This window comes from Sphaerisporangium sp. NPDC051017, from assembly GCF_040683095.1.
Lineage (GTDB): Bacteria > Actinomycetota > Actinomycetes > Streptosporangiales > Streptosporangiaceae > Sphaerisporangium.
Genome location: NZ_JBFBCI010000017.1, coordinates 103,008 through 125,313 on the forward strand (window position 1 = coordinate 103,008; position 22,306 = coordinate 125,313).

At 72.3% G+C, this 22,306-nt stretch carries 20 protein-coding genes; 12 read left to right on the plus strand and 8 right to left on the minus strand.

All coding sequences use genetic code 11. From position 1 onward, the window contains the following. Window positions 1-17: 17 nt before the first annotated feature. From AB0M95_RS16695 to AB0M95_RS16705, 3 genes are all read right to left on the minus strand, one after another. Window positions 18-3,020, minus strand: a complete 3,003-nt coding sequence (locus AB0M95_RS16695) for a protein kinase (protein ID WP_363764799.1) — start codon at window positions 3,018-3,020, stop codon at window positions 18-20. A gap of 42 nt (window positions 3,021-3,062) precedes the next feature. After that, a complete protein-coding gene (locus AB0M95_RS16700) occupies window positions 3,063-4,301 on the minus strand; it encodes a protein kinase (RefSeq protein ID WP_363764802.1) in 1,239 nt (412 codons plus the stop codon). 80 nt (window positions 4,302-4,381) lie between these two features. Further along, window positions 4,382-6,037, minus strand: a complete 1,656-nt coding sequence (locus AB0M95_RS16705) for a fumarate hydratase (RefSeq protein ID WP_363764804.1) — start codon at window positions 6,035-6,037, stop codon at window positions 4,382-4,384. 255 nt (window positions 6,038-6,292) lie between these two features. On the opposite strand from AB0M95_RS16705, the gene AB0M95_RS16710 reads away from it, so the two are divergent. From AB0M95_RS16710 to AB0M95_RS16745, 8 genes are all read left to right on the plus strand, one after another. After that, window positions 6,293-6,604 carry a hypothetical protein gene (locus tag AB0M95_RS16710; RefSeq protein ID WP_363764807.1) on the plus strand — a complete coding sequence of 104 codons (312 nt, stop codon included), beginning with the start codon at window positions 6,293-6,295 and terminating at the stop codon, window positions 6,602-6,604. 180 nt (window positions 6,605-6,784) lie between these two features. Then, the gene (locus tag AB0M95_RS16715; protein ID WP_363764810.1) at window positions 6,785-7,768 is read left to right on the plus strand and encodes a Gfo/Idh/MocA family oxidoreductase; all 984 of its coding nucleotides are present in this window, start codon (window positions 6,785-6,787) and stop codon (window positions 7,766-7,768) included. Between the two features lie 11 nt (window positions 7,769-7,779). After that, window positions 7,780-8,670 carry a TIM barrel protein gene (locus AB0M95_RS16720; protein WP_363764877.1) on the plus strand — a complete coding sequence of 297 codons (891 nt, stop codon included), beginning with the start codon at window positions 7,780-7,782 and terminating at the stop codon, window positions 8,668-8,670. After that, complete coding sequence (gene iolC / locus AB0M95_RS16725; RefSeq protein WP_363764813.1) at window positions 8,667-9,638, plus strand: 5-dehydro-2-deoxygluconokinase; 972 nt, start codon at window positions 8,667-8,669, stop codon at window positions 9,636-9,638. Before AB0M95_RS16720 ends, iolC begins: the two co-directional genes overlap by 4 nt. After that, window positions 9,631-10,515, plus strand: coding sequence for a deoxyribose-phosphate aldolase (locus AB0M95_RS16730; protein ID WP_363764816.1), 885 nt, complete (start codon window positions 9,631-9,633; stop codon window positions 10,513-10,515). The genes iolC and AB0M95_RS16730 overlap by 8 nt, the downstream gene beginning before the upstream one ends. Then, the gene (gene iolB, locus AB0M95_RS16735; protein ID WP_363764819.1) at window positions 10,515-11,360 is read left to right on the plus strand and encodes a 5-deoxy-glucuronate isomerase; all 846 of its coding nucleotides are present in this window, start codon (window positions 10,515-10,517) and stop codon (window positions 11,358-11,360) included. The genes AB0M95_RS16730 and iolB overlap by 1 nt, the downstream gene beginning before the upstream one ends. 4 nt (window positions 11,361-11,364) lie before the next feature. Further along, window positions 11,365-13,206, plus strand: coding sequence for a 3D-(3,5/4)-trihydroxycyclohexane-1,2-dione acylhydrolase (decyclizing) (iolD, locus tag AB0M95_RS16740; RefSeq protein WP_363764822.1), 1,842 nt, complete (start codon window positions 11,365-11,367; stop codon window positions 13,204-13,206). A 111-nt stretch (window positions 13,207-13,317) separates the two neighbouring features. Then, complete coding sequence (locus AB0M95_RS16745; RefSeq protein WP_363764825.1) at window positions 13,318-14,517, plus strand: MFS transporter; 1,200 nt, start codon at window positions 13,318-13,320, stop codon at window positions 14,515-14,517. Between the two features lie 57 nt (window positions 14,518-14,574). Here the strand turns inward: AB0M95_RS16745 and AB0M95_RS16750 are convergent, their stop codons facing one another. After that, window positions 14,575-14,976, minus strand: a complete 402-nt coding sequence (locus AB0M95_RS16750; RefSeq protein WP_363764828.1) for a hypothetical protein — start codon at window positions 14,974-14,976, stop codon at window positions 14,575-14,577. Between the two features lie 179 nt (window positions 14,977-15,155). On the opposite strand from AB0M95_RS16750, the gene AB0M95_RS16755 reads away from it, so the two are divergent. After that, window positions 15,156-15,842, plus strand: coding sequence for a DUF1707 domain-containing protein (locus tag AB0M95_RS16755; RefSeq protein WP_363764831.1), 687 nt, complete (start codon window positions 15,156-15,158; stop codon window positions 15,840-15,842). A gap of 20 nt (window positions 15,843-15,862) precedes the next feature. Here AB0M95_RS16755 and glpX read toward each other — a convergent pair whose 3' ends face one another. Beyond that, window positions 15,863-16,897 (minus strand): class II fructose-bisphosphatase, encoded by a 1,035-nt coding sequence (gene glpX / locus AB0M95_RS16760; protein ID WP_363764834.1) that lies wholly within the window; start codon window positions 16,895-16,897, stop codon window positions 15,863-15,865. 144 nt (window positions 16,898-17,041) lie between these two features. Between glpX and AB0M95_RS16765 the strand changes: the two genes are divergently transcribed. Both AB0M95_RS16765 and AB0M95_RS16770 read left to right on the plus strand, forming a co-directional pair. Next, the gene (locus tag AB0M95_RS16765; RefSeq protein WP_358519281.1) at window positions 17,042-17,638 is read left to right on the plus strand and encodes a TetR/AcrR family transcriptional regulator; all 597 of its coding nucleotides are present in this window, start codon (window positions 17,042-17,044) and stop codon (window positions 17,636-17,638) included. 66 nt (window positions 17,639-17,704) lie between these two features. After that, window positions 17,705-18,277, plus strand: coding sequence for a DUF4245 domain-containing protein (locus tag AB0M95_RS16770; RefSeq protein ID WP_363764837.1), 573 nt, complete (start codon window positions 17,705-17,707; stop codon window positions 18,275-18,277). 186 nt (window positions 18,278-18,463) lie between these two features. On the opposite strand, the gene AB0M95_RS16775 is transcribed toward AB0M95_RS16770, so the two are convergent. From AB0M95_RS16775 to AB0M95_RS16785, 3 genes are read right to left on the minus strand one after another with little or no spacing between them, the layout of a single operon-like run. Next, window positions 18,464-18,703, minus strand: coding sequence for an exodeoxyribonuclease VII small subunit (locus AB0M95_RS16775; protein WP_358519286.1), 240 nt, complete (start codon window positions 18,701-18,703; stop codon window positions 18,464-18,466). Window positions 18,704-18,739: 36 nt separating this feature from the next. Further along, window positions 18,740-20,011 (minus strand): exodeoxyribonuclease VII large subunit, encoded by a 1,272-nt coding sequence (gene xseA / locus AB0M95_RS16780; protein WP_358519289.1) that lies wholly within the window; start codon window positions 20,009-20,011, stop codon window positions 18,740-18,742. Window positions 20,012-20,036: 25 nt separating this feature from the next. Next, a complete protein-coding gene (locus tag AB0M95_RS16785) occupies window positions 20,037-21,143 on the minus strand; it encodes a hypothetical protein (protein ID WP_363764841.1) in 1,107 nt (368 codons plus the stop codon). Window positions 21,144-21,329: 186 nt separating this feature from the next. On the opposite strand from AB0M95_RS16785, the gene AB0M95_RS16790 reads away from it, so the two are divergent. Then, window positions 21,330-22,301 carry a 4-hydroxy-3-methylbut-2-enyl diphosphate reductase gene (locus AB0M95_RS16790; protein WP_363764844.1) on the plus strand — a complete coding sequence of 324 codons (972 nt, stop codon included), beginning with the start codon at window positions 21,330-21,332 and terminating at the stop codon, window positions 22,299-22,301. The last annotated feature ends 5 nt before the right edge of the window (window positions 22,302-22,306 follow it).

Consider the following 22,306-nt stretch of genomic DNA (forward strand, 5'->3'; position numbering starts at 1 on the left):
GGTGAGCCCGGCCTGCTCTAGGAGCCGCCGGGCGCGCCGGCCCGGGCCGGGCGGAAGGACGCGAGGACGGCCGCGAGCTGAGGCCAGTGCGCGTCCCACCGGGACTGAGGGGTGGACCAGTAGATCGCGTACGTCGAGCCGCCGGGCACCGCCACCCAGCGCGACAGCACGCGGACCGGGCCCGAGGCGGTGGTGTAGGTGAACTCCCAGTCGGCCACGTCCGTCCCCGGGTACGGCGTCGGGCGCGTCATGGTCAGGCGCAGCCGCTCGTACCCCGGATACGTGCCCGCCGCGAGCGCGCGTGCCTCCGCCGCCTTGGCCGTGTTCAGGATGTCGGCGCTGCTCTCCGGCGAGCGGCTGACCCGCGCCGCGCGGACGTCGCCGTCGGCGCCGAAGCCGACGCTGCGGCCCTTGACCGTGCTCTGGAACTCCTCCGGCAGGTCGATGGCGTAGCCGCTCAGGTCCTCGTAGCGGCGGAAGCCGGCGGCGGGGGCCGTGCTCGGGGTGGGCTGCTCCCCGGAAGCCGCACCCGGGGCGAGTCGCACCTCGGGGGCCGTGCCCGAGATCGGCCGCCCGTCGGGGGCCGCGCCCGGGGCGGGTTGACCTTCGGGGGCCGAGGCGCTGACGGGTTCGGTGTCGGTCGCCAGGCCCGGCGTACTCGGCCCCGTGACGGAACCGCCGTCGCCGGAGGTGCCCAGCGGACCCAAACCCTTGGCGCCCCCGGTGTCGGAGAGCGCGGCGGCGGCGAGCATGGCGATGGCCACCAGGCCGAGCAGGGCCACGACGATCAGGACGATCATCCCCACCGGGCTGTTGCCCCGTGGGGCGGCCGTCCCCTGGAAGGAGAACAGGTCGGTACCGAGGCCTCTCTCCTGGTGGACGCCTTCTGCTTGGGGGTCTTCTCCGTAGGGCATCCCGGATGCGGGGGCCGCCGAGCCCGGTGCGGGTGTCGCCGACGCCGGAGAGACGCCGGGCGCCGCAGGCGTACGCGTCCCGGGGGTGGACACAGGTCTGGACGGCGCATCGGCCTGGGAGGACGCGACGGAGGCGGCGAAGCCGGTGGGCGGGGTGGCGTCCGACGGCGCGGTCGACGTGCGTGGTGCGACCTGCATGGACGGCGCGGTGACCTGCGCGGTGACCTGCGCGGGGGCTGGCGGGCGCGTGGGCGCGTCAGAGACGGACGCGGCCGGACGGCCGTCGGCTGCGGGGCGGCCGGGAGAACCTGCCGGACGTCCGTGCGGGGTCGCGACATGCTGCGACGGCCCCGCCACCCCAGCGGTTGGCGGCGGCGAAGAGGGCCCGGACGTGCGGAACGGGATGCTCCCGGCCGTACCCGATGACGGGCCCCCGGCCGTCATGGGAGGGAGCAGGCCCACCATTGTGGCCTGGTCGTCCTCGTCCTCGTTCTCGGCACCGTCGCGGCCGTCGTCCGCCGCGCGATCGACGGCGGCGGGCGCGGGCGGGGTGGGTCCGGCGGAAGCCTTACCGGTGGTCGGACCATTCGGGGGCGTCTGGGGGTTCACGCCGGGAATGCGTAGTCCGCCCTTGGGACGGATGACCACCATCGTCTGGTTCGGATCCGGCTCCGAGCCGTCCGCGTCACGGGGCTCCCACGCGCCACCGCTCCCCGCCTCCCCGGCCGCTTCCACCGGCGTCCTGGTCCCCGAACCCGCCAGGGGCACGCCTACGGACTGGTGAGCCGGCCTCCTGCCGGCGCTGGGGTTGGGGTCCGCAGCGGAGGATGTGCCCTCGCCGTCGGCGGATGAGGCGGGCCGACGGCTTGTGGGCGGGCTCGCCTGTGAGGCCGCTGCGGGCGTGCCTGCGGGCTGGTGAGCCGGCCTCCTGCCGGCGCTGGTGTTCTGGCCCGTGCCTGCGGCGGGAGGAGGTTCCGTTGAACCGGGGCCCGGCTTCGCGGAAGTGGTGCTGGGCCTGGCTGAAGCCGGGGCGGGCTTCGCTGGGGCGGGAGTGGGGTTCGCGGGGTGGGCCGGTGGGGCCGCCGGGTTGGGGGTGGCGTTTGCCGTGGCTGCGGTGGGAGGAGTTTTCGTTGAACCGGGGGTGGGGTTCGCGGAGTCGGTGGAGAGGTTCGCCGGGCGGGCGGGTGGGGTGGGGGGTTGGTTTGTGGTGGGGGGTGGTTTGGCTGGTGTGGTGGCTGGCTTCGGCTTTGGGGTGGGGGTGTCGGTGGAGGGTGCGGGGGTGGCGGGGGTTCGGGCTATGGCGCGGAGGAGGGCGGTGGCGCGGTCGCGGGTCAGGCGCTTGGTGTGGTCCTTTTCGAGGAGGGCTTCGAGGACGGGCCGGAGGGGACCTGCCTGGGTCGCGGGGTCGGCCTGTTCCGTCATCAGGGCGGCGAGCGTCTCGCCGACCGTACGGCGTTCGTACGCGGGCCGTCCCTCGACGGCGAAGTACAGGGTGGCGCCGAGCGACCACAGGTCGGACTCGGGGCCGGTGTGGTCGCCCCGCGCGCGCTCGGGGGCCGTGTAGCCGGGGGAGCCGATCACCATGCCGGTCTCGGTGATGTTGCTGTCGCCTTCAGCCTTGGCGATGCCGAAGTCGGTGAGGACGACGCGCCCGGTCTCGGTGAGCAGGACGTTGGCGGGTTTGACGTCGCGGTGGAGGATGCCCTGGTCGTGGGCGGCGCCGAGCGCTCCGAGCAGGTCGAGCCCGATCTCGGCGACGAGCCGGGGCGGCAGCGGTCCCTCCTCGTCGAGCACCTGGTCCAGCGATCTGGCCTCGACGAGCTCCATGATGATCCAGGGGCTGCCGTCGACGACGATGGCGTCGTGGACGGTCGCCACGGAGGGGTGGGTGATCTTCGCGGCGGCCCGGCCCTCGCGGATCATGCGCTCCCGCAGCTCGTCGCGCTGCAGCTCGCTGAGCCCCGGATCGTGGCGGATCTCCTTGACGGCGACGTCGCGGCCGAGGAGGCGGTCGTGAGCCCGCCAGACGGTGCCCATCGTCCCCCGGCCGAGGGGAGCGATCAGCTCGTACCTGGAGGCGAGCAACCGCGTCTGCTGTTCCGGCATGAGTAAGAAGATAGCGATTCCGTCTTGGGAATTGCTTTCGCCTCACTTACGCATGTTTTTTGGCCACAGGCGACGCGGAAGCAGAATCTTCACAAGTGCGGACAATTGCCGCCTCATCGGGCTCGTCTCGGAGCTCGCCGGAGTGCGGCGGCGGCCCAGCGCGGGGTCGGGCGGCTTGCGGTGCGATCCCTCGGACGACCGGCGCGGCGCGCGCGGCATCGGCACCGGCCCAGCGGAGGTCGTGGTCGGCGTGGGCGCGACGAGCGGGCGCTCCGGCCGGTGGTCGGTACGGTGGTCGGCGCGGTGCTGGCCGCGATGGGACGTCTTGCGCGGCGCCGGCGCGGCGCCGTGCGGCGGACGCGACACGTTGGCAGGCGAGGACTGCGGCGCGCCGCCCATGACGGCGGCCTGCCGGTGCGGGGCCGTGCGGTGGGCCGGGCCGCCCAGGGGCTCCTCGGCCGACCCGCCCGCCGCGACGCGCGCGAGCATGAGCGAAGCCCGCATCGCGTCCAGCCGGGCCTCGGGGTCGATCTGCAGCAGCCCGCGCAGGATGGGCGCCAGCGGCCCCGCCAGCTCCATGGGGATCGGCTCGCCGCTGGTGAGCGCGGCCAGCGCCGCCGCGGCCGTCCGGCGCCCGTGCAGGCCCCGGCCCTCGACGGCGGTGTACAGGGTGGCGCCGAGCGACCACAGGTCGGCCGCCGGGCTCGCGCGGTCGCCGAGGACGCGCTCGGGCGCGATGTACCCGGCCGAGCCGAGGACGATGCCGGCCTGCGTGATGGACGCGTCGCCCTCCAGCGCGGCCAGGCCGAAGTCGGTGAGCACCACGCGGTCCTCGGTGACGAGCATGTTGCTCGGCTTCACGTCGCGGTGCAGGATGCCCTTGGCGTGGACGGCGCGCAGCGCGCCGAGCACCTGATGGCCGATCTCGGCCACCCGGCGCGCGGGAAGCGGCCCCTGCTGCTTGACGAGCTCCTCCAGCGAGCGGGCGTGCAGGAGCTCCATGACGATCCACGGCCGGTCGTCCTCGGTGATGACGTCGAAGACCGTGATGACCGAGGGGTGGGTCACCATGGCGGTCGCCCGGCCCTCGCGTTCGGTTCTCGCGCACAGCTCCGCGCGCAGGTCTTCGTCGAGGACGAGCGGGAGCCGGACCTCCTTTACCGCGACGTCGCGGTTGAGCAGCCCGTCGTGGGCGCGCCACACCGTGCCCATGCCGCCACGCCCTACGGGCTCGAGAAGCCGGTATCGCGAGGCCAGCTCGTATCCGGACGGGGCGCGCATGGGGGGCAGCTTACCGATTCGTTTATCGCCGCCTGTAGAGGCCATGCCGATTCTCTGTTGAGAGCTTCTGTCAAAAGCAGTCAGATTCTGCGGCCGATCGTGAGCACGGGGCCGGTGCTGTCCTGAAAGAAGTCGTCGCCCTTGTCGTCGACGACGATGAACGCCGGGAAGTCCTCGACTTCGATCTTCCAGACGGCCTCCATGCCCAGCTCCGGATATTCCAGGACCTCGACCTTCTTGATGCAGTCCTGAGCGAGCCGGGCCGCCGGGCCGCCGATCGAGCCGAGGTAGAAGCCCCCGTACGTCTTGCAGGCGTCGGTGACCTGCTTGGATCGGTTGCCCTTGGCCAGCATGACCAGCGAGCCGCCCGCGGCCTGGAAACGCTCGACGTAGGAGTCCATGCGGCCGGCGGTCGTCGGGCCGAAGGAGCCGGACGCGTACCCCTCGGGCGTCTTGGCCGGCCCGGCGTAGTAGACCGCGTGGTCCTTGAGGTAGTCGGGCATCGGCTCGCCCGCGTCCAGGCGCTCGGCGATCTTCGCGTGCGCGATGTCGCGGGCGACGACCAGCGGGCCGGTCAGCGAGAGCCGGGTCTTGACCGGGTAGCGGGTCAGCTCGGCGAGGATCTCGCTCATGGGCCGGTTGAGGTCGATCGCGACCACATCGTCCGACAGGTGCTCGTCGGTGGTCTCGGGCAGGAAGCGGGCCGGGTCGGTCTCCAGCTTCTCCAGGAAGACGCCCTCAGGCGTGATCTTGGCGAGGGCCTGCCGGTCGGCGCTGCACGAGACGGCGATGGCCACCGGGCACGAGGCGCCGTGCCGGGGCAGGCGGATCACCCGGACGTCGTGACAGAAGTACTTGCCGCCGAACTGCGCGCCGATGCCGAGCCGCTGCGTGAGCTCGAAGACCTTCTTCTCCATTTCGAGGTCGCGGAAGCCGTGCCCCGACGTCGAGCCCTCGGTGGGGATCGTGTCGAGGTAGCGGGCCGAGGCGTACTTGGCGGTCTTGAGCGCGAACTCGGCGCTGGTGCCGCCGACGACCACGGCGAGGTGGTACGGCGGGCAGGCGGCCGTGCCGAGCGAGCGGATCTTCTCCTCGAGGAAGGCCAGCATGCGCTTCTCGTTCAGGACCGCCTTGGTCTCCTGGTAGAGGAACGACTTGTTGGCGCTGCCGCCGCCCTTGGCCATGAACAGCAGCTTGTACTCGTCGGGGTGGCCGTGCGGGTCCTCGGCGTACAGCTCGATCTGGGCGGGGAGGTTGTCACCGGTGTTCTTCTCGTCCCACATGGTCAGCGGCGCCATCTGGGAGTAGCGCAGGTTGAGCTTGGTGTAGGCGTCGTACACGCCGCGCGAGACGTGCTCGGCGTCGGCGCCGTCGGTGAGCACGTGGCGCCCGCGCTTGCCCATGACGATGGCGGTGCCGGTGTCCTGGCACATCGGCAGCACGCCGCCGGCCGAGATGCTCGCGTTCTTGAGCAGGTCGAGGGCCACGAACCGGTCGTTGCCGCTGGCCTCGGGATCGTCGATGATCTTGCGGAGCTGGGCGAGGTGGGACGCGCGCAGGTAGTGGGAGATGTCGTGGATCGCGGTCTCGGTGAGCAGCCGGAGCGCCTCCGGGTCCACTTCGAGGAACGTACGGCCCGCCGCCTCGACCCGCCGCACGCCCTCGGCCGTGATCAGACGGTATTCCGTCTCGTCGGGGCCCAGCGGAAGAAGGTCGGTGTAGTCGAATCCGGGCATCTCGCCTGTACTCCTTCGTACTCCTGGACTCGTGGACGCCATGGGGACGGCAAGGGCTCCTCGTCCGCGATTCGTCCGCGATCGCCGCCGCCCAGTGCAGAGTACGGCCATCGCCGGGGTCTTCCTTACCCGGGGGCCTCCGCTCTTGGGGGAATCGTGGTGCGCTGCTTACGTCTTCTGGGCGCCAGGGGGCGAATACCCAAATATGCGCGTTCGATAATGAAGGTACGCGCGACATCCAAGATCGGGGGAATCATGGATCCGGGCTATATCGTCGTGGTCATCTTCGGGGTTCTCGTGGTGGCCGCCGCCCTGGGAGTCGCGCTCGTCACCATCGTCCTGAACGGCATCAAGGGCGAGCACGCGCAGTGGCCGGTGCGCCCCGAGCGCCGCGCGCCGTCCGAGAAGCGCGCGCTCACCGGCCCCGCCCGGCGCGCGGAGATCCGCGGGGACGCGGGCGGCGAGCATCCGGAGTGGACCGGCCGCGAGCTCGCGGGCGACGACCTCAGGCCGGTGGGCACGCACGAGCACAGGCGGGCCGTCCCGGGGCGGGCTCGCTGGTGGTGAACCGGCTCGGAAGGACCCGGACGTCCCGCCCGGACGGACGGCGTCCGGGCCCGGTCCGGCGCGCATCGGCTGGTGAGTTGGCCAAGACCACAGTTCATCTGAATGTCAGGACAAACTATTGACTCCGCGCACTCTGGTACCTAGAACTGGGGACGGATCGTCAAGAGCTGCGGAGGCGGTATGCGTGTGGGTCTGCTGGGTCTCGGCCGGATCGGGGCGTTCCACGCCGCGACGCTCGCCGCCCACCCCGAGGTCGGCGAGTTGGTGGTGGCGGACGCGGACGCGACCAGGGCCGAGGAGGTCGCCGCGCGGGTCGGCGCGGTCGCCGGTGACGCCTTCGACGCCGACGCCGTCGTGGTGGCCACCCCCACCTCCACGCACGCCGAGCTGATCCTGAAGGCCTGCGCGGCCGGGATCCCGGTGTTCTGCGAGAAGCCCGTCGCCCCGACCCTGGAGGAGACCGCCCGCGTTGCCGAGGCCGCGAAGGACGGCGGCGTGCTCGTCCACATCGGCTTCCAGCGGCGCTTCGACGCCGGGTACGCCGCCGCCCGCGCGGCCCTGCGCTCCGCCGAGGTCGGCGATCTGCACCGCGTCCACATGCTGACCGCCGACCCGCGCCCCCCGGCGGCCGAGTACGTCCCGCTCTCGGGCGGCATCTTCCGCGACTGCCACATCCACGACTTCGACATCCTGCGCTGGGTGACCGGCCGCGAGGTCGAGTCGGTGTTCGCCACGGGCGCCAACCGGGGGGCGGCGTTCTTCGCCGAGGCCGGCGACGTGGACACCAGCGCCGCCCTGCTCACCCTCGACGACGGCACCCTGGTCACGATGCAGGGCTCGCGGTACAACGGCGCGGGGTACGACGTGCGCATGGAGCTGGCCGGAACCCGGGGCACGATGGTCGTCGGCCTGGACGAGCGCGTGCCCCTCACCTCGGCGGAGCCCGCCGTCGACTTCCCCAAGGGCGAGCCCTGGCCCGACTTCGGCGCCCGCTTCGAGGCCGCGTACATCGCCGAGATCGGCGCCTTCCTCGCCGCCGTGCGCGACGGCGGCCCGAGCCCCTGCACCGCCGAGGACGCCCTCGCCGCCCTGCGCGTGGCGGAGGCCGCCGAGCTGTCCCGCCGCACTGGCAGGCCCGCGCGCGTCGCGGAGGTGACCGCGTGACCGCCCTGACTCTGAAGATCGCGGCCGCGCCCATCTCCTGGGGCGTGTGCGAGGTGCCCGGCTGGGGGTACCAGCTCGACCGGGAGCGCGTGCTCGGCGAGATGCGCGCGCTCGGCCTCACCGCCACCGAGCTCGGCCCCGACGGCTTCCTTCCGCCGTCCCCCGAGCACCGCCGCACGCTGCTGGACTCCTACGGGCTGCGCGGCATCGGCGGTTTCGTCCCGGTCGTCCTGCACGACCCCGGCCACGACCCGGTCCCCGAGGCCCGCGCCACGCTGCGCGCGTTCGCCGAGGGCGACGTCGAGACGGTCGTGCTCGCCGCGGCGACCGGCGCAGACGGCTACGACGCGCGCCCGGTGCTGGACGACGAGGGCTGGAAGACCCTGCTCGGCAACCTCGGGCGGCTGCTCGCCGAGGCCGCCGATTTCGGGCGGGCGATCACCCTGCACCCGCACGTCGGGACGATGATCGAGACCCGGGAGGAGGTCGACCGCGTGCTCGACGGGTCGGACATGCCGCTCTGCCTGGACACCGGCCACCTTCTCATCGGGGGCACCGACCCGCTCGACCTGGTGTCCAGGGCCGCTGCAAGAGTCGCACACGTTCACCTCAAAGACGTGGACGCCACGCTCGCCGCCCAGGTGCGCGCCGGAAAGCTCACCTACACCGAGGCCGTCCGCGCCGGCATGTACCGGCCCCTCGGACGCGGCGACGTGGACGTCGCGGGCATCGTGTCCACGCTCACCGCCGCCGGATACGACGGCTGGTACGTCATGGAGCAGGACCTGATCCTCGACGCCGAGCCCCCGGCGGGCGAGGGCCCCGAGGCCGAGGTCCGCGCGAGCCTCGCGTACCTCGCCTCCCTCGCCTCGCCCGGCTCGCCGGCGGAAGGCCGCGCATGACCGAGGTGCTCACGATCGGCAGGGTGGGCGTCGACCTCTACCCCCTGCAGATCGGCGTCTCGCTGCGCGAGGTCGAGACCTTCGGCAAGTACCTCGGCGGCAGCCCGACCAACGTGGCCGTCGCCGCCGCCCGCCTCGGCCGCGACGCCGCCGTGATCAGCCGGACGGGCGCCGACCCGTTCGGGGCGTTCGTCCACGACGCGCTGCGCTCCTACGGCGTGGACGACCGGTACGTGACCGAGGTGCCCGGGCTGCCGACGCCGGTCACGTTCTGCGAGATCCACCCGCCCGACCACTTCCCGCTGTACTTCTACCGCTTCCCCAAGGCCCCCGACCTGGAGATACACACCCACGAACTGGACGTGGCCGCGATCAGCCGCGCGGGCCTGTTCTGGGCGACGGTCACCGGCCTGTCCGAGGAGCCCTCGCGCGGCGCCCACTTCGCCGCCTGGGAGGCGCGCGGACGGGCGCCGCTCACCGTCCTCGACCTCGACTATCGCCCCATGTTCTGGTCCTCACCGGACGAGGCGGGGCGCTGGGTGCGCGAGGCCCTGCGGCACGTCACCGTGGCCGTGGGCAACCTGGACGAGTGCGAGGTCGCCACCGGCACGCGCGACCCGCGGGAGGCGGCCAAGGCGCTGCTCGGCATGGGCGTCGAGGTGGCGGTCGTCAAGCAGGGGCCGGGCGGCGTGCTGGGCATGACCGCGGAGGAGACCGTCGTGGTCCCGCCCGTGCCGGTCGAGGTGGTGAACGGCCTCGGCGCCGGCGACGCGTTCGGTGGCGCGCTGTGCGACGGCCTGCTCGCCGGGCGCGGCCTGGAACAGGCGCTGCGGTTCGCCAACGCCGCCGGGGCGATCGTCGCCGGACGGCTGGCCTGCGCCCCCGCCATGCCCACGATCGAGGAGGTCGAGGCGGTGCTGGCGCGCCTCGTCGAGGACGGCGACCACGCGAGGGGGATCGATGCGTGACGAGGACCGCGGGAGGCTCTCCGAGTACCGCGCCCGCTACCCGGAGAAGATCGCGCAGGCCGCCGCCGAGCGCCGGCGAAGGCCGCTGCTGGCCGGGCGCGACCAGCTCCTGATCATCGCGGCCGACCACGCCGCCCGGGGCGCGCTCGCCGTGCGCGGGCGTCCCATGGCGATGGCGAGCCGCGTCGACCTGCTCGACCGGCTGCGCGTCGCGCTGGCCAGGCCCGGCGTCGACGGCCTGCTCGCCACCCCCGACATCGTCGAGGACCTGCTGCTGCTCGGCGCCCTGGACGACAAGGTGGTCATCGGGTCCATGAACCGCGGCGGAATCCACGGCGCCGCGTTCGAGTTCGACGACCGCTTCACCGCCTACGACACCGACACGATCGTCCGCATGGGGCTCGACGGCGGCAAGATGCTGTGCCGCGTCGGCCTCGACTCGCCCGAGACGGCCCGTACGCTGGAGGCGTGCGCCGGGGCCGTCACGAGCCTCGCGCGGCAGGGGCTCGTCGCCATGGTGGAGCCGTTCTGGTCCCGCCGCGACGCGGGCGGCGGCATCCGGAACGACCTGTCCCCGGATGGGGTGATCCATTCCATCCACGTCGGGCAGGCGCTCGGCGCGACCTCCGCGCACACCTGGCTGAAGATCCCGGTGATCGACGAGATGGAACGGGTCATGGAGGCCACCACCCTGCCCACCCTGCTGCTCGGCGGCGACCCGACCGCCGCGCCCGACCAGGTCTACTCCTCCTGGGGCAAGGCGCTGCGGCTTCCCGGCGTGCGGGGGCTCGTGGTCGGGCGCGCGCTGCTCTACCCTCCAGACGACGATGTGGCCGCGGCCGTCGACATCGCCGCCGGTCTATTGGAGGTGTCCTGATGTCGTACATCCCCGCGGGTTCCACGGCGGCGGCTCCCTGGGCGCTGTGGATCTCCCCCGCGAGCGCCGGCTGGACGTACGCCGGGCTCCGCGCGCTCAACCTCTCCGGCGAGACGGTCGAGTTCGAGACGGGCAACGAAGAGATGCTGGTCGTGCCGCTCTCCGGCTCCTGCGTCGTCGAGTGCGACGGCGAACGCCTGGAGCTCCAGGGGCGTGAGTCGGTCTTCGCCGGCGTCACGGACTTCGCGTACCTGCCCGTCGGGGCCACGGCGCGCGTCACCGGCCGGGGCCGCTTCGGCATGCCCACCGCGCGCGCCACCCGCCGCCTGCCGGTGCGGTACGGCGCGGCGGCGGACGTCCCGGTCGAGGTGCGCGGGGCCGGGCAGGCCAGCCGCCAGGTCAACAACTTCTGCGCGCCCGAGGCGTTCGAGTGCGACAAGCTCATGGCCGTCGAGGTGCTCACCCCCGGCGGCAACTGGTCGTCCTACCCGCCGCACAAGCACGACACCCCCGGCGAGGGCGAGGCCGTGCTGGAGGAGATCTACTACTTCGAGGGCGGCCCCGGCTACCAGCGGGTGTACGGCGTGCCGGGCCGGCCGATCGACGTGCTGGCCGAGGTCGGCTGCGGCGACGTCGTCCTCGTCCCGCACGGCTACCACGGGCCGTCCATGGCGGCGCCCGGCTACGACCTGTACTACCTCAACGTCCTCGCCGGTCCCGGTGAGAAGCGGTCCATGGCCTTCTGCGACGACCCCCGCCACGCCTGGATCCGCTCCACCTGGGCGGACCAGCCCGTGGACCCCCGCGTCCCCATGACCCCGCCCGCCGAGCCCAAGGGGAGGTGACGGCATGAAGACCGTCAGGCTGACCGTGGCGCAGGCGCTCGTGCGGTTCCTCGCCGAGCAGTGGAGCGAGCGCGACGGAGTGGAGCAACGCCTCATCGCCGGCTGTTTCGGGATCTTCGGGCATGGCAACGTCGCCGGCATCGGCCAGGCGCTCGCCGAGCGCGGCGCGGGCCTCCACGACCCGCTGCCGTACTACCTGGCCAGGAACGAGCAGGCCATGGTGCACACCGCCGTCGGTTACGCCAAGACCCGCAACCGGCTGTCCACCTACGCCTGCACGACGTCCATCGGCCCCGGCGCCACCAACATGGTGACCGGAGCCGCGCTCGCGACGATCAACCGGATCCCGGTGCTGCTGCTGCCCGGCGACATCTTCGCCACCCGCGCCGCCGGAGCCGTCCTGCAGGAACTGGAGGACCCGCGGTCGTACGACGTCAGCGTCAACGACTGCCTGCGCCCGGTGTCCCGCTTCTTCGACCGGATCAACCGGCCCGAGCAGCTCCCGTCCGCCCTGATGGCGGCCATGCGCGTCCTGACCGATCCCGCCGAGACCGGCGCCGTGACGCTGGCCCTGCCGCAGGACGTCCAGGCCGAGGCGCACGACTGGCCCGCCGAGCTGTTCGAACGCCGCGTCTGGCACGTCGCCCGGCCGATCCCGGACGCCGCCTCGGTCGAGCGTGCCGTCGAGGTCGTCAAGTCGTCCCGGCGCCCGATCATCGTCGCCGGCGGCGGCGTGATCTACAGCGAGGCGTGGGGCGAGCTCACCGCGTTCGCCGAGGAGCACGGGGTGCCCGTCGGCGAGACCCAGGCGGGCAAGGGCGCGCTGCCGGACGACCACCCGTGCGCGCTCGGCGCCATCGGGCACACCGGCACCGCCGCCGCCAACACCGTCGCCCGCGAGGCCGACCTGGTGATCGGCGTCGGCACCCGCTACACCGACTTCACCACCGCCTCGCGCACCCTCTTCGGCGACGCGCGCTTCGTCAACCTCAACGTCACGGCGTTCGACGCGGCCAAGCACGCCGGGATCATGCTCGTCGGCGACGCCCGCGAGGGGCTCGCGGTGCTCGACCTCGGCGGCTGGCGGGCCGACCCCTCGTGGACGGCGCGCGCCGCCGGGCTGAGCCGCGACTGGCGGGCCAAGGTCGCGGTGCTCCAGGCCGGGGAGGCGCTCACGCAGCCGGTCATGCTGGGCGTGCTCAACGAGGTCGCGGGCACGGACGGGGTGGTCGTCAACGCCGCCGGGTCGATGCCCGGTGACCTGCACAAACTGTGGCGAGCCTCCGACCCGAAGGCGTACCACGTCGAGTACGGCTACTCGTGCATGGGGTACGAGATCGCGGGCGGCCTCGGCGTCAAGCTCGCCGCGCCGGAACGCGAGGTGTTCGTCCTGGTCGGCGATGGGTCGTACCTCATGATGGCCCAGGAGATCGCCACCGCCGTCCAGGAAGGGCTCAAGCTGGTCGTCGTCATCGTGGACAACCACGGCTTCGCCTCGATCGGCGGGCTGTCGGAGTCGGTCGGCGCGCGGCGGCTCGGCACGTCCTACCGCGTGCGCTCGCCTGAGGGTCACCTGGAGGGCGCGTACCTGCCCGTGGACCTCGCCGCCAACGCGGCCAGCCTAGGCGCGGACGTCCTGCGCGCCACCGATCCCCACAGCTTCCGTGTCGCCCTGCTCAAGGCCCGCGAGGCCAGGACCACGACGGTCGTCCATGTGGAGACCGTCCCCGGCCCGAGCGCGGAGACGACGGCCTGGTGGGACGTCCCGATCGCCGAAACCTCCACGACCCCCGCGCTGCGCGAGGCCTACGAGGACCACAAAGGCGCCCAACGCCCCTACCTCTGACCCCCACCCCGCGGGCGCAACGCCGGCCGTCCCGGGGCCCATTGACCGGTTGAGGGCGTAACCGTAGCCTTACCGAACTTGAACCAGGCTCATGTTCCAGTGGAGGCCGCGGTGCCCACCTCCCGAGACCGGCGCGCGCGCCTCGCCACGTTCGCCGTCTTCTTCGTCCAGGGCCTGACGTTCGCCACCCTGCTCACCCAGGTGGCCGCGCTGCAGGAGAAGCACGGCCTCAGCGATGGCGAGCTGTCCATCCTGCTGCTGGTGGTGCCGGTCATCGCGGGCGTCGGCAGCGTTCTGGCCGGTGAGATCGCCAAGCGACGCGGCAGCCGGGTCGTACTGCGAATCGCGCAGCCGCTGGCGGGGTCGGCCGTCGTGCTCGCCGGACTCGCCGCGAACGTCCCCCAGCTCGTCGCCGCCAACGTCCTGTTCGGGCTGTGCCTCGGGTCTGTCGACGCGGGCATGAACATGCAGGCGGTGACGGTCGAACGCCGGTACGGCCGGCCGATCCTGACCGGGTTCCACGCGCTGTGGAGTGCCGCCGCCGTCATCGGCGCGGCGTGGGCTTCGGCGGCGGGCGTGATGGGGCTCGGCCTTCCCGCGACGTTCGCGGTCGCGATGGCGGCGGGCGTCGTGGTCGCCGTGGTCGCGGGGCCGACGCTGTGCGCTCCCGAGGAGGAGCATGTGGAGCCGGTCTCGGACGCGCTTCCTCCGGGGTCCTCGGCGTCGCCGCGTTTCCCCTGGAGGCCGATCCTGCCGCTGTGCCTGGCGATGGCGTTCCTGTACGTGGGGGACGCGTCGATCTCGAACTTCGGCTCCGTCTACATGGACAAGATCATGGACGCGTCGGCGGCCGTCATTCCACTGGCGCTCGGGGCCTACCAGGCGACGACGTTCGTGGTCAGGGTCGGTGGTGATCTGGCCGTACACCGGTACGGGCCCGCGGTGATCGTCCGTATCGGCGGGGCGCTGGCGGCGCTGGGTTTCGCCGGGATCGTCGCGGCGCCGAACCAGCCCCTGGCGGTCGTCGCGTTCGGGGTAGCGGGCGTCGGCCTGTCGGTGGTGGCTCCGCAGTCGTTCTCGGCCGCCGGACGGCTCGACCCCGCGGGCACGGGCGTCGCCATCGCCCGCGTCAACATGTTCAACTACGTCGGTTTCATCGTGGGAGCGGCCCTGGTGGGCGGCATCGCGGACGCGGCGAACTACCAGGTCGCGTTCGCCGCCCCGCTGGTCCTCGCCGCCGCCATCGTCGCCCTGGCCCCCGGCTTCCAGCCGAACCGCCCTGCCCGCCTCCATCACCCGACCCAGGCCTGATCGGCGTGCGGAGGGCGGACAGGGCGAGGGCCGAAGGCGCTGCCGCTACAGGGGAGCTCAGGGCCAGACGCGGTCGCGGGCGGGGACGTCGGGCGGCGGCGAGACGCGGACGGCGCGGGTCTCCTGCACGGTGAACTCGTCCACCACGTGCCGGTTGTGGAGGAGAAAGCCGATCAGCCCGGCCACGGCCTGCGCCCCGAGCGCGGCGTGCGCCCGTCCGGTCAGCAGGTAGATGTGGGGAGCCGAGAGCTTGTCCAGGTTGAAGCGGCTGCCATGCCGGTGGACGTCCCGCAGCGTCTTAACCGGGATCGGGCGGCGGGAGATGAACCACACGGCGACGTCCCAGGCGACCCATTCCGGGTCGGGATCGGTCGACTCCACGAAACAGGTGACGCAGCCCGCACGCGCGTCGTACCCGTGAGGGCACGCCCAGTAGGCGGCGTCGTCCGGGTGGATCACGCGGCGGGCTCCTTATGGCGCGGATCGGCGATCGGCGCCCTCCGGCGAGCGGCGCCGCCGGAACGACCGAGGTCATACGATTCTGGCTGATCTTCCGTCCTGATGTACTGACCTGGCGGTTTTCGACCCGTGGCGCGGCGGGGGTACGCCCTGGGCGTGACGGCGGTTAGTGTCGAATCGTGGAAGCCGAGCGCGGAGCGCACCATGATCGCTGGGGCGCCCGATGGAACGAGCGGGGCGTTCCGGCCCTGCGGCAGTTCCTGACGGGCGTGCTCAGCAGCACGCAGAACGGCCCGGGGCCGGCCCCGTCCGACCTTCGGGCGTCCGACGACGATCGCGAGCGCGTGGTGGCGGTGCTGCGCGACGCCGTGGCGGACGGCCGCCTGACCCATCTGGAGCACGAGGAGCGCGTCGAGCGTGTGTACGGCGCCCGCACGCTGGGCGAGCTGGCCGCGCTCACCGCCGACCTGCTGCCCGAGGACCTCCAGCCCCTGCGCGCCGACGGCCGGCCGGTGATGGCGTTGTTCCGGTCCGAGAAGCGGGAGGGCCGCTGGGTCGTGCCCTCGCGGTACTCGGTGACGGCCGTCGGCACCGGCGTGACCCTGGACCTGCGCGAGGCGCTGCTCCAGAGCGCCCACATCACCGTGCAGGCCACGGTGGTGGGGGCGACGCTGACGCTGATCGTCCCCGAGGACGTCCATGTGATCATCCCTGCCTCGGCCGTGCTGGGCGGGAAGAAGCACCACGTACCGAAGTCGCCGACGCCCGGCGCGCCCGTCATCGAGATCACCGGCATGATCATGATGGGAAACGTCGTGGCGAAGTCCCCCAAACCTCCCCGGCGGGGCTGGGGCCGCCGGGGCTGACATCGGGCCGAGGCTGAAGATCAGGTGGCGGTGTCGAAGTTGATGGCGCTGTAGGCGCGCAGCTTCCAGAGCTGGTGCTCGCTCTCGACCTTGCGCACGGTGCCCGAGCGGCCGCGCATGACCAACGAGTGCGTGACGGCGACGCCGGAGCGGTACCGCACCCCGGCCATCAGCTCGCCGTCGGTGATGCCGGAGGCCGCGAAGAAGACGTCATCCGAGGTCACCAGGTCGTCGGTGGTGAGGACGCGGTCCAGGTCGTGCCCGGCATCCAGCGCGCGGCGGTGCTCGTCGTCGTCCCGAGGCCACAGCTTGCCCTGGATCACGCCGCCCAGGCACTTCAGCGCGCAGGCCGCGATGATGCCCTCGGGGGTGCCGCCGATGCCCATCATCATGTCGATGCCCGTGTCCCGGCGGGCGGCCATGATCGCCCCGGCGACGTCGCCGTCGGTGATGAACTTGATGCGCGCCCCCGTCTCGCGGATCTCCTTGACGAGCCGCTCGTGGCGGGGGCGTTCGAGCACCACGACCGTGACGTCGGACGGTGAGCAGTCCTTGGCGCGGGCCACCGCCTGAATGTTGACGGCCACCGGGGCGTTGATGTCCACGGCGTCCGCGGCCTCGGGCCCGGTGACCAGCTTGTCCATGTAGAAGACCGCCGACGGGTCGTACATCGAGCCGCGCGGGCTCACCGCGATCACCGATACCGCGTTCGGCATGCCGAGCGCGGTCAGGCGGGTGCCGTCGATCGGGTCCACGGCGACGTCGCACGCGGCGCCGCTGCCGTCGCCCACGCTCTCGCCGTTGTAGAGCATGGGGGCGTTGTCCTTCTCGCCCTCACCGATCACGACGGTGCCGTCCATGGACACCGTGTTGATCAACTGGCGCATCGCGTTCACCGCCGCGCCGTCCGCGCCGTTCTTGTCACCGCGGCCCACCCAGCGCGCCGCGGCCATCGCCGCCGCCTCGGTGACGCGGACCAGTTCGAGAGCGAGGTTACGATCGGGAGCGCGCTCGCCCGTGGCGAGTGCGGGTGGTACGGACGTCTGTTCCGACATGGCGAAAAGCCCCTCTTATCCACACGAACGTCGATCGGGACGCCCTGTACGGGACCTACCAGGTTCCCTGCTTCTTAATCCAGCCGACGCCAACGATGGTAGTTGTCTCACTTCGGCGGCCGACGGGGGGATACTGTCGCCCTCATGAGCAGTGACACGGAACGACCGGTGGCAGTGCGCACCTCGGAACGCGGCGCCGCCACACGGGGAGCGCTGCTGGACGCCGCCCGGGAGATATTCGTCACACGCGGCTTCGCCGATGCCGGAGTCACCGACGTCGTTTCCCGTGCGGGGGCCAGCGTGGGCTCCCTGTATCACCACTTCTCCGGCAAGGCCGACCTGTACCTCACGCTCTTCGAGGAATTCCAGGTCCGCCAGACGCAGCGCACCAAACAGGCCGTCCAGGCGGCGCGCGCCGAGGGCGAGACCGACCCGATGCGGCTGTTCATCGCCGGAGCCCGCGCCTACCTCGAAGGGTGCTTCGACGAGCGCGAACTGGCGGCCCTGTTCCTGCGCGGGGACGGCCCGCCCGGGTTCGAGGTGATCATGCGCGACCGCATGCGCCAGTGGGCCCGGCGCAACGCCGCCCTGTTCGAGGACGACGAGGGCGCGCTGGTCGTGGTGATCACGGGGGCGCTGGCGGCGGCCACCTCGGAGATCACGCTGTCCCAGGACGTCGAGGCCTCCCGCGTGCTGGCCGAGAACGTCCTGACGATCATCAGCCAGGTCCACCGCCCGTAGTCCGGACCCCGCCGCGGGGTGGCTCGCGTCCCGGACCGCCGGTCGCGGCCGGTAATCTTGCTGGTCGTGAGCCGTTTCACGCAAGGCTTCTACGGGTACGCGTTCGCCCTGCTGTTCTGTCTGGCGATCGTCGGCATCTTCCTGCTGATCACTCCGCAGAGCCGCACTCCGCACATCCCGCGGGTCGACTACTCGATGACCGTCAACAACCTCCGGCGCGCGGCTCCGTACGAGGTCAGGACGCCCGAGCCGGTCCCCGCCGGCTGGACGCCCAACAGCTCCGAGGTCGACCAGGACAAGTACGTCACCTGGCGGCTCGGCTTCGCGACCGCCAAGGGGTCCCACGCGCTGCTCGCCCAGAGCGACGAGCCCGCGCAGGAGTTCGCGAACCGGCTCGCCAACAGCGACAAGGTGATCGGCAGCAAGCAGATCGGCGGGCAGACCTGGCAGCAGCGCTTCCGCGAGGACAAGAACCAGCGCACGCTGATCAGCCTTCAGCCCGGCGTCACCATCGTGGTCACGGGACTGGCCGACTGGGACGAGCTCACACAGCTCGCGGGCTCGCTCAAGACCCAGCCCAGGCTCACCACCACCCCGGCCCCGCCGGGAAGCGCCACCCCATCTCTGATCCCCTCCTGACGTCCCTCCGATCCGCTTCTGACGTCGTGACGTCCCCGATCCGGTCCTGACGAACGGACGAACGGACGACGTGGGGCGGCGGCAGGTCGCGTCGAAGTCGAAGCGGTGTGAGCGCCATGGGTCGCCCGCGCGGTCAGGCCGGGGGCCATCCGCGCGGTTAGAACGCCTCCGTGGCGCCGTCCGCGGTCAGAAGGGCGCTTCCTCGGAGCCGTCCTCGGCCTCCTCGCGGCGGGCCATCGCCGCCGCCAGCCGGACGCGCGCCCCCTGGAGCCACTCCTCGCAGATCGCGGCGAGCCGCTCGCCGCGCTCCCACAGCTCGATCGACTGCTCCAGAGTGAGCCCGCCCGCCTCCAGGCGGCGCACCACGTCGGTCAGCTCTTCACGGGCCCGCTCGTACGACGGGGTCTCAGCTTTCTGCTCGGCCACGTCCCCACCTTACGGGCATCGGGGCGCCACGACCGGTCATGAGCCCGGCTCGCCGCCGCCCGGCCGGCCGCTGCCCGACCGACCGGCGCCCTGCTCGTCGGCGCCCGGCTTGGAGACCATGACGCCCACCCTGCCGTCGGAGAACCGCAGGCTGAGCTCCTCGCCGCCGCTCACGTCCGCCGCCCGCCGCACGACCTCGCCGGACGGGAACTGCACGATCGCGTAGCCGCGTTCCAGGGTGGCCGCGGGAGAGAGGGCGACCAGGCGGGCGCGCACGTGCTCCAGGGCGTCCTCGGCGCGGTCCAGGGACGAGCCCAGGCAGCGGCGCGCGCGGTCGCGCAGGCCGTCGACCTGCTCGGCGCGGCGCTCGATCTCGCGGACCGGGTCGGCCAGCGACGGCCGCGAGCGCACCGCCGCCAGCCAGGACGCCTCGCGGTCGAGCCCGCCGATCACCACGCGCCGTCCCCGGTCGCGAAGCTGCCTGATCAGCGTCATCTGCTCCCCGACGTCCGGGACGATCTTCTTCGCCGCGTCGGTGGGCGTCGAGGCGCGCAGATCGGCCACCAGGTCCAGCAGAGGGTTGTCCTGCTCGTGGCCGATCGCGCTGACGACGGGCGTCCGGCACGCCGAGACGGCCCGGACGAGCGACTCGTCGGAGAAGGGCAGCAGGTCCTCCAGCGACCCGCCGCCCCGGGCGATGACGATCACGTCGATCTCGCGGTCGGCGTCCAGCTTGTGCAGGGCCTCGGTGACCTCGGCGACGGCGTACGGGCCCTGGACCGCGACGGCCTCTACCTTGAACCGCACGGCCGGCCAGCGGCGCCGGGCGTTCTCCAGCACGTCGCGCTCGGCCGCCGAGTCACGGCCGCAGATCAGCCCGATCGTGCCGGGCAGGAACGGCAGCCGCCGCTTGCGGTCGGCGTTGGCGAGGCCCTCGGCCACGATGATCTGCCGCAGCCGCTCCAGCCTGGCCAGCAACTCGCCGATGCCCACCGGGCGGATCTCCAGCGCGGTAAAGGCGAACGAGCCCCTGTTGACCCAGAAGTCCGGCTTGACCAGCACGACGACCCGGGCGCCGTCCACCGGCCGGGGGACGGCCGTCTCGTAGACGTTACGCGGGCAGGTCACGCGGGCGGACACGTTGGCCACGGGGTCGCGCAGCGTCAGGAAGACCGTGCCGCCCCGGGACGACAGCTCGGTGATCTGCCCTTCGGCCCATACGGTGCCGAGCTTGCCGATCCACTGCGCCACCATCTGCAACACCGAGCGGATGGGCAGCGGCTGCTCCGGTGAAGTCTTCGCGGCCATGCGGGCAGCCTACAAACGATCCCGGTTACTCTCCCGCTTCCAGCTTGGCGAGGCGCTTGGCGTACATCTGGACGATCTCGTCGCGCGCGGAGGTCTGCCCCTCGTACTCCAGCAGCTCGCGGATCTGGTCGGCGGACTTGCCGCGCATGCGGGCGCGCAGGGAGGCCATGGTCAGCTGGGAGTAGCCGGGCAGGGGCTCGGCCAGGGTGGACGTGGTGCCCGCCTCCGATATGGGCGCTGCGGTCGCCGTGGCCGCCTCGGGGGTCGCCGGGGTGCCGGCGGTGGCGGCGTCGGTGAGTTCGCCGGCGTCGACCTTGGGCTTGCGCGTCCGCGGCTTCGCGGCCGGCTTGGCGGTTGTGGCCGCGCGGGGCTTCCTGGCCCTCGGCGCGGGCTTCACCGTCTGCGCCTCGGGGGTCACGGAGGCGTCTTCGACGGTGGCGGGCTCACTCGCGGGTTCGGCGACCGTCTCGGCAACCGGTTCGGCGGCGGGTTCGGTCACGGGCGCGGCGACGGGCTCGGTGGCGGGTTCGGCGACGACCGCCGCGGCGCGCTCGGCGGCCTTCGCGACCGGCTCCGCGGGCTCAGGGGTGGGCTTGGCGGCTTCCGAAACCGGTTCGGCAGTGGGTTCCGCGACCGGCTCGGGCGTGGTGTCCGTGACCGGCTTGGCGGCGGTTTCCGTGCTCGGCTGGGCCGCGGCCTCGGACACCGGCTTCATCGCGGGCGCGGGCGGCGCCGGCGGGACCGGCGTCACTGCTGGCCCGGCCTTGGGCGTGGACCCGTTGGCGCTCTCCTCCACCGGGGCGGCGGCGCGGGGGGCGAAGATGACCGGCTCGCGCCGGGCGGGCTTGCGCACCTCCTCTTCCTCGTCCGGGAAGAAGAGGGGCTCCACGGGCTCGACGGGCTCGGGCGCGGCCTTGGCCTGCCGCGGCGCCCCCTCGTCGTCATCGGTGAGCAGTCGCTTGATGCCCGACCGGATGCGGTCGCTGATCATCAGCGCCTGCCCGACGCCGGTGAGGGCGGTCTGCAGCACGGTGAGGGGAAGGTCCTTCGCCTTCTCCTTGAGCTCGCCGGGGTTGGTGATGGTTTGCCGGACGTTCTTGGCCATGGTGCGGACGATGTCGCTCAGTGACATGCCGGCTCCTACAAGATCTGAAAATGGACGGCCAGTCTGTCCTGAACTGTGCCGATTGAGTGCAAGGGGCGGACGGACACTGCCGTCGCACACTCCCTCAAGCATAGGAAAGCAGATAAACGGTGCGTGCCCACGTAACACAAGCTCATGGCCTCCCGGGAAGCCCCGAGCACATAGCATGAGCACATGACTTCGGAGACGCCTGTGACCCGTCGTGTCCTGGTGGCCAAGCCGCGCGGCTACTGCGCGGGGGTCGACCGCGCAGTCCAGACCGTCGAGAAGGCCCTCGAGCTGTATGGCGCGCCCATCTACGTCCGCAAGCAGATCGTCCACAACACACACGTGGTGAAGACGCTCGAAGAGCGCGGCGCGATCTTCGTCGACGAGACCGAAGAGGTCCCCGAGGGCGCGATCGTCGTCTTCTCCGCCCACGGCGTCGCCCCGGTCGTCCACGAGGAGGCCGGGCGGCGGTCGCTGAAGACGATCGACGCGACCTGCCCGCTCGTCACCAAGGTGCACAACGAGGCCAAGCGCTTCGCCGCCGCCGACTACGACATCCTGCTGATCGGCCACGAGGGCCACGAGGAGGTCGAGGGCACGGCGGGGGAGGCCCCGGCCCACATCCAGCTCGTCGACGGCCTGGACGGCGTCGGAAGCGTGAAGGTGCGCGACCCCGAGCGGGTCGTGTGGCTGTCCCAGACCACGCTGTCGGTGGACGAGACCACCGAAACCGTCACAAGGCTTCGCGAGCGCTTCCCCAACCTGATCGACCCGCCGAGCGACGACATCTGCTACGCCACGCAGAACCGCCAGGTCGCGGTGAAAGAGATCGCCCAGGAGGCGCAGCTCGTCATCGTCGTCGGCTCCACCAACTCGTCCAACTCCAAGCGCCTGGTCGAGGTCGCCAAGGACGCCGGGGCGGACGCGTCCTATCTGGTGGACAACGCCTCGTTCATCCAGGACGAGTGGCTGGAGGGGGTCACCACGGTCGGCGTGACCAGCGGCGCCTCCGTGCCCGAGGAACTGGTCGAGGGCGTGCTCGCCCGCCTCGCCGAGCACGGCTTCGCGGACGTCCAGGAGGTCGAGTCGGTGCCGGAGAGCGTCCGCTTCGCCCTGCCGCACGAACTCCGCCGCAGCCTCCGCACCAACACCCACTGACCCTG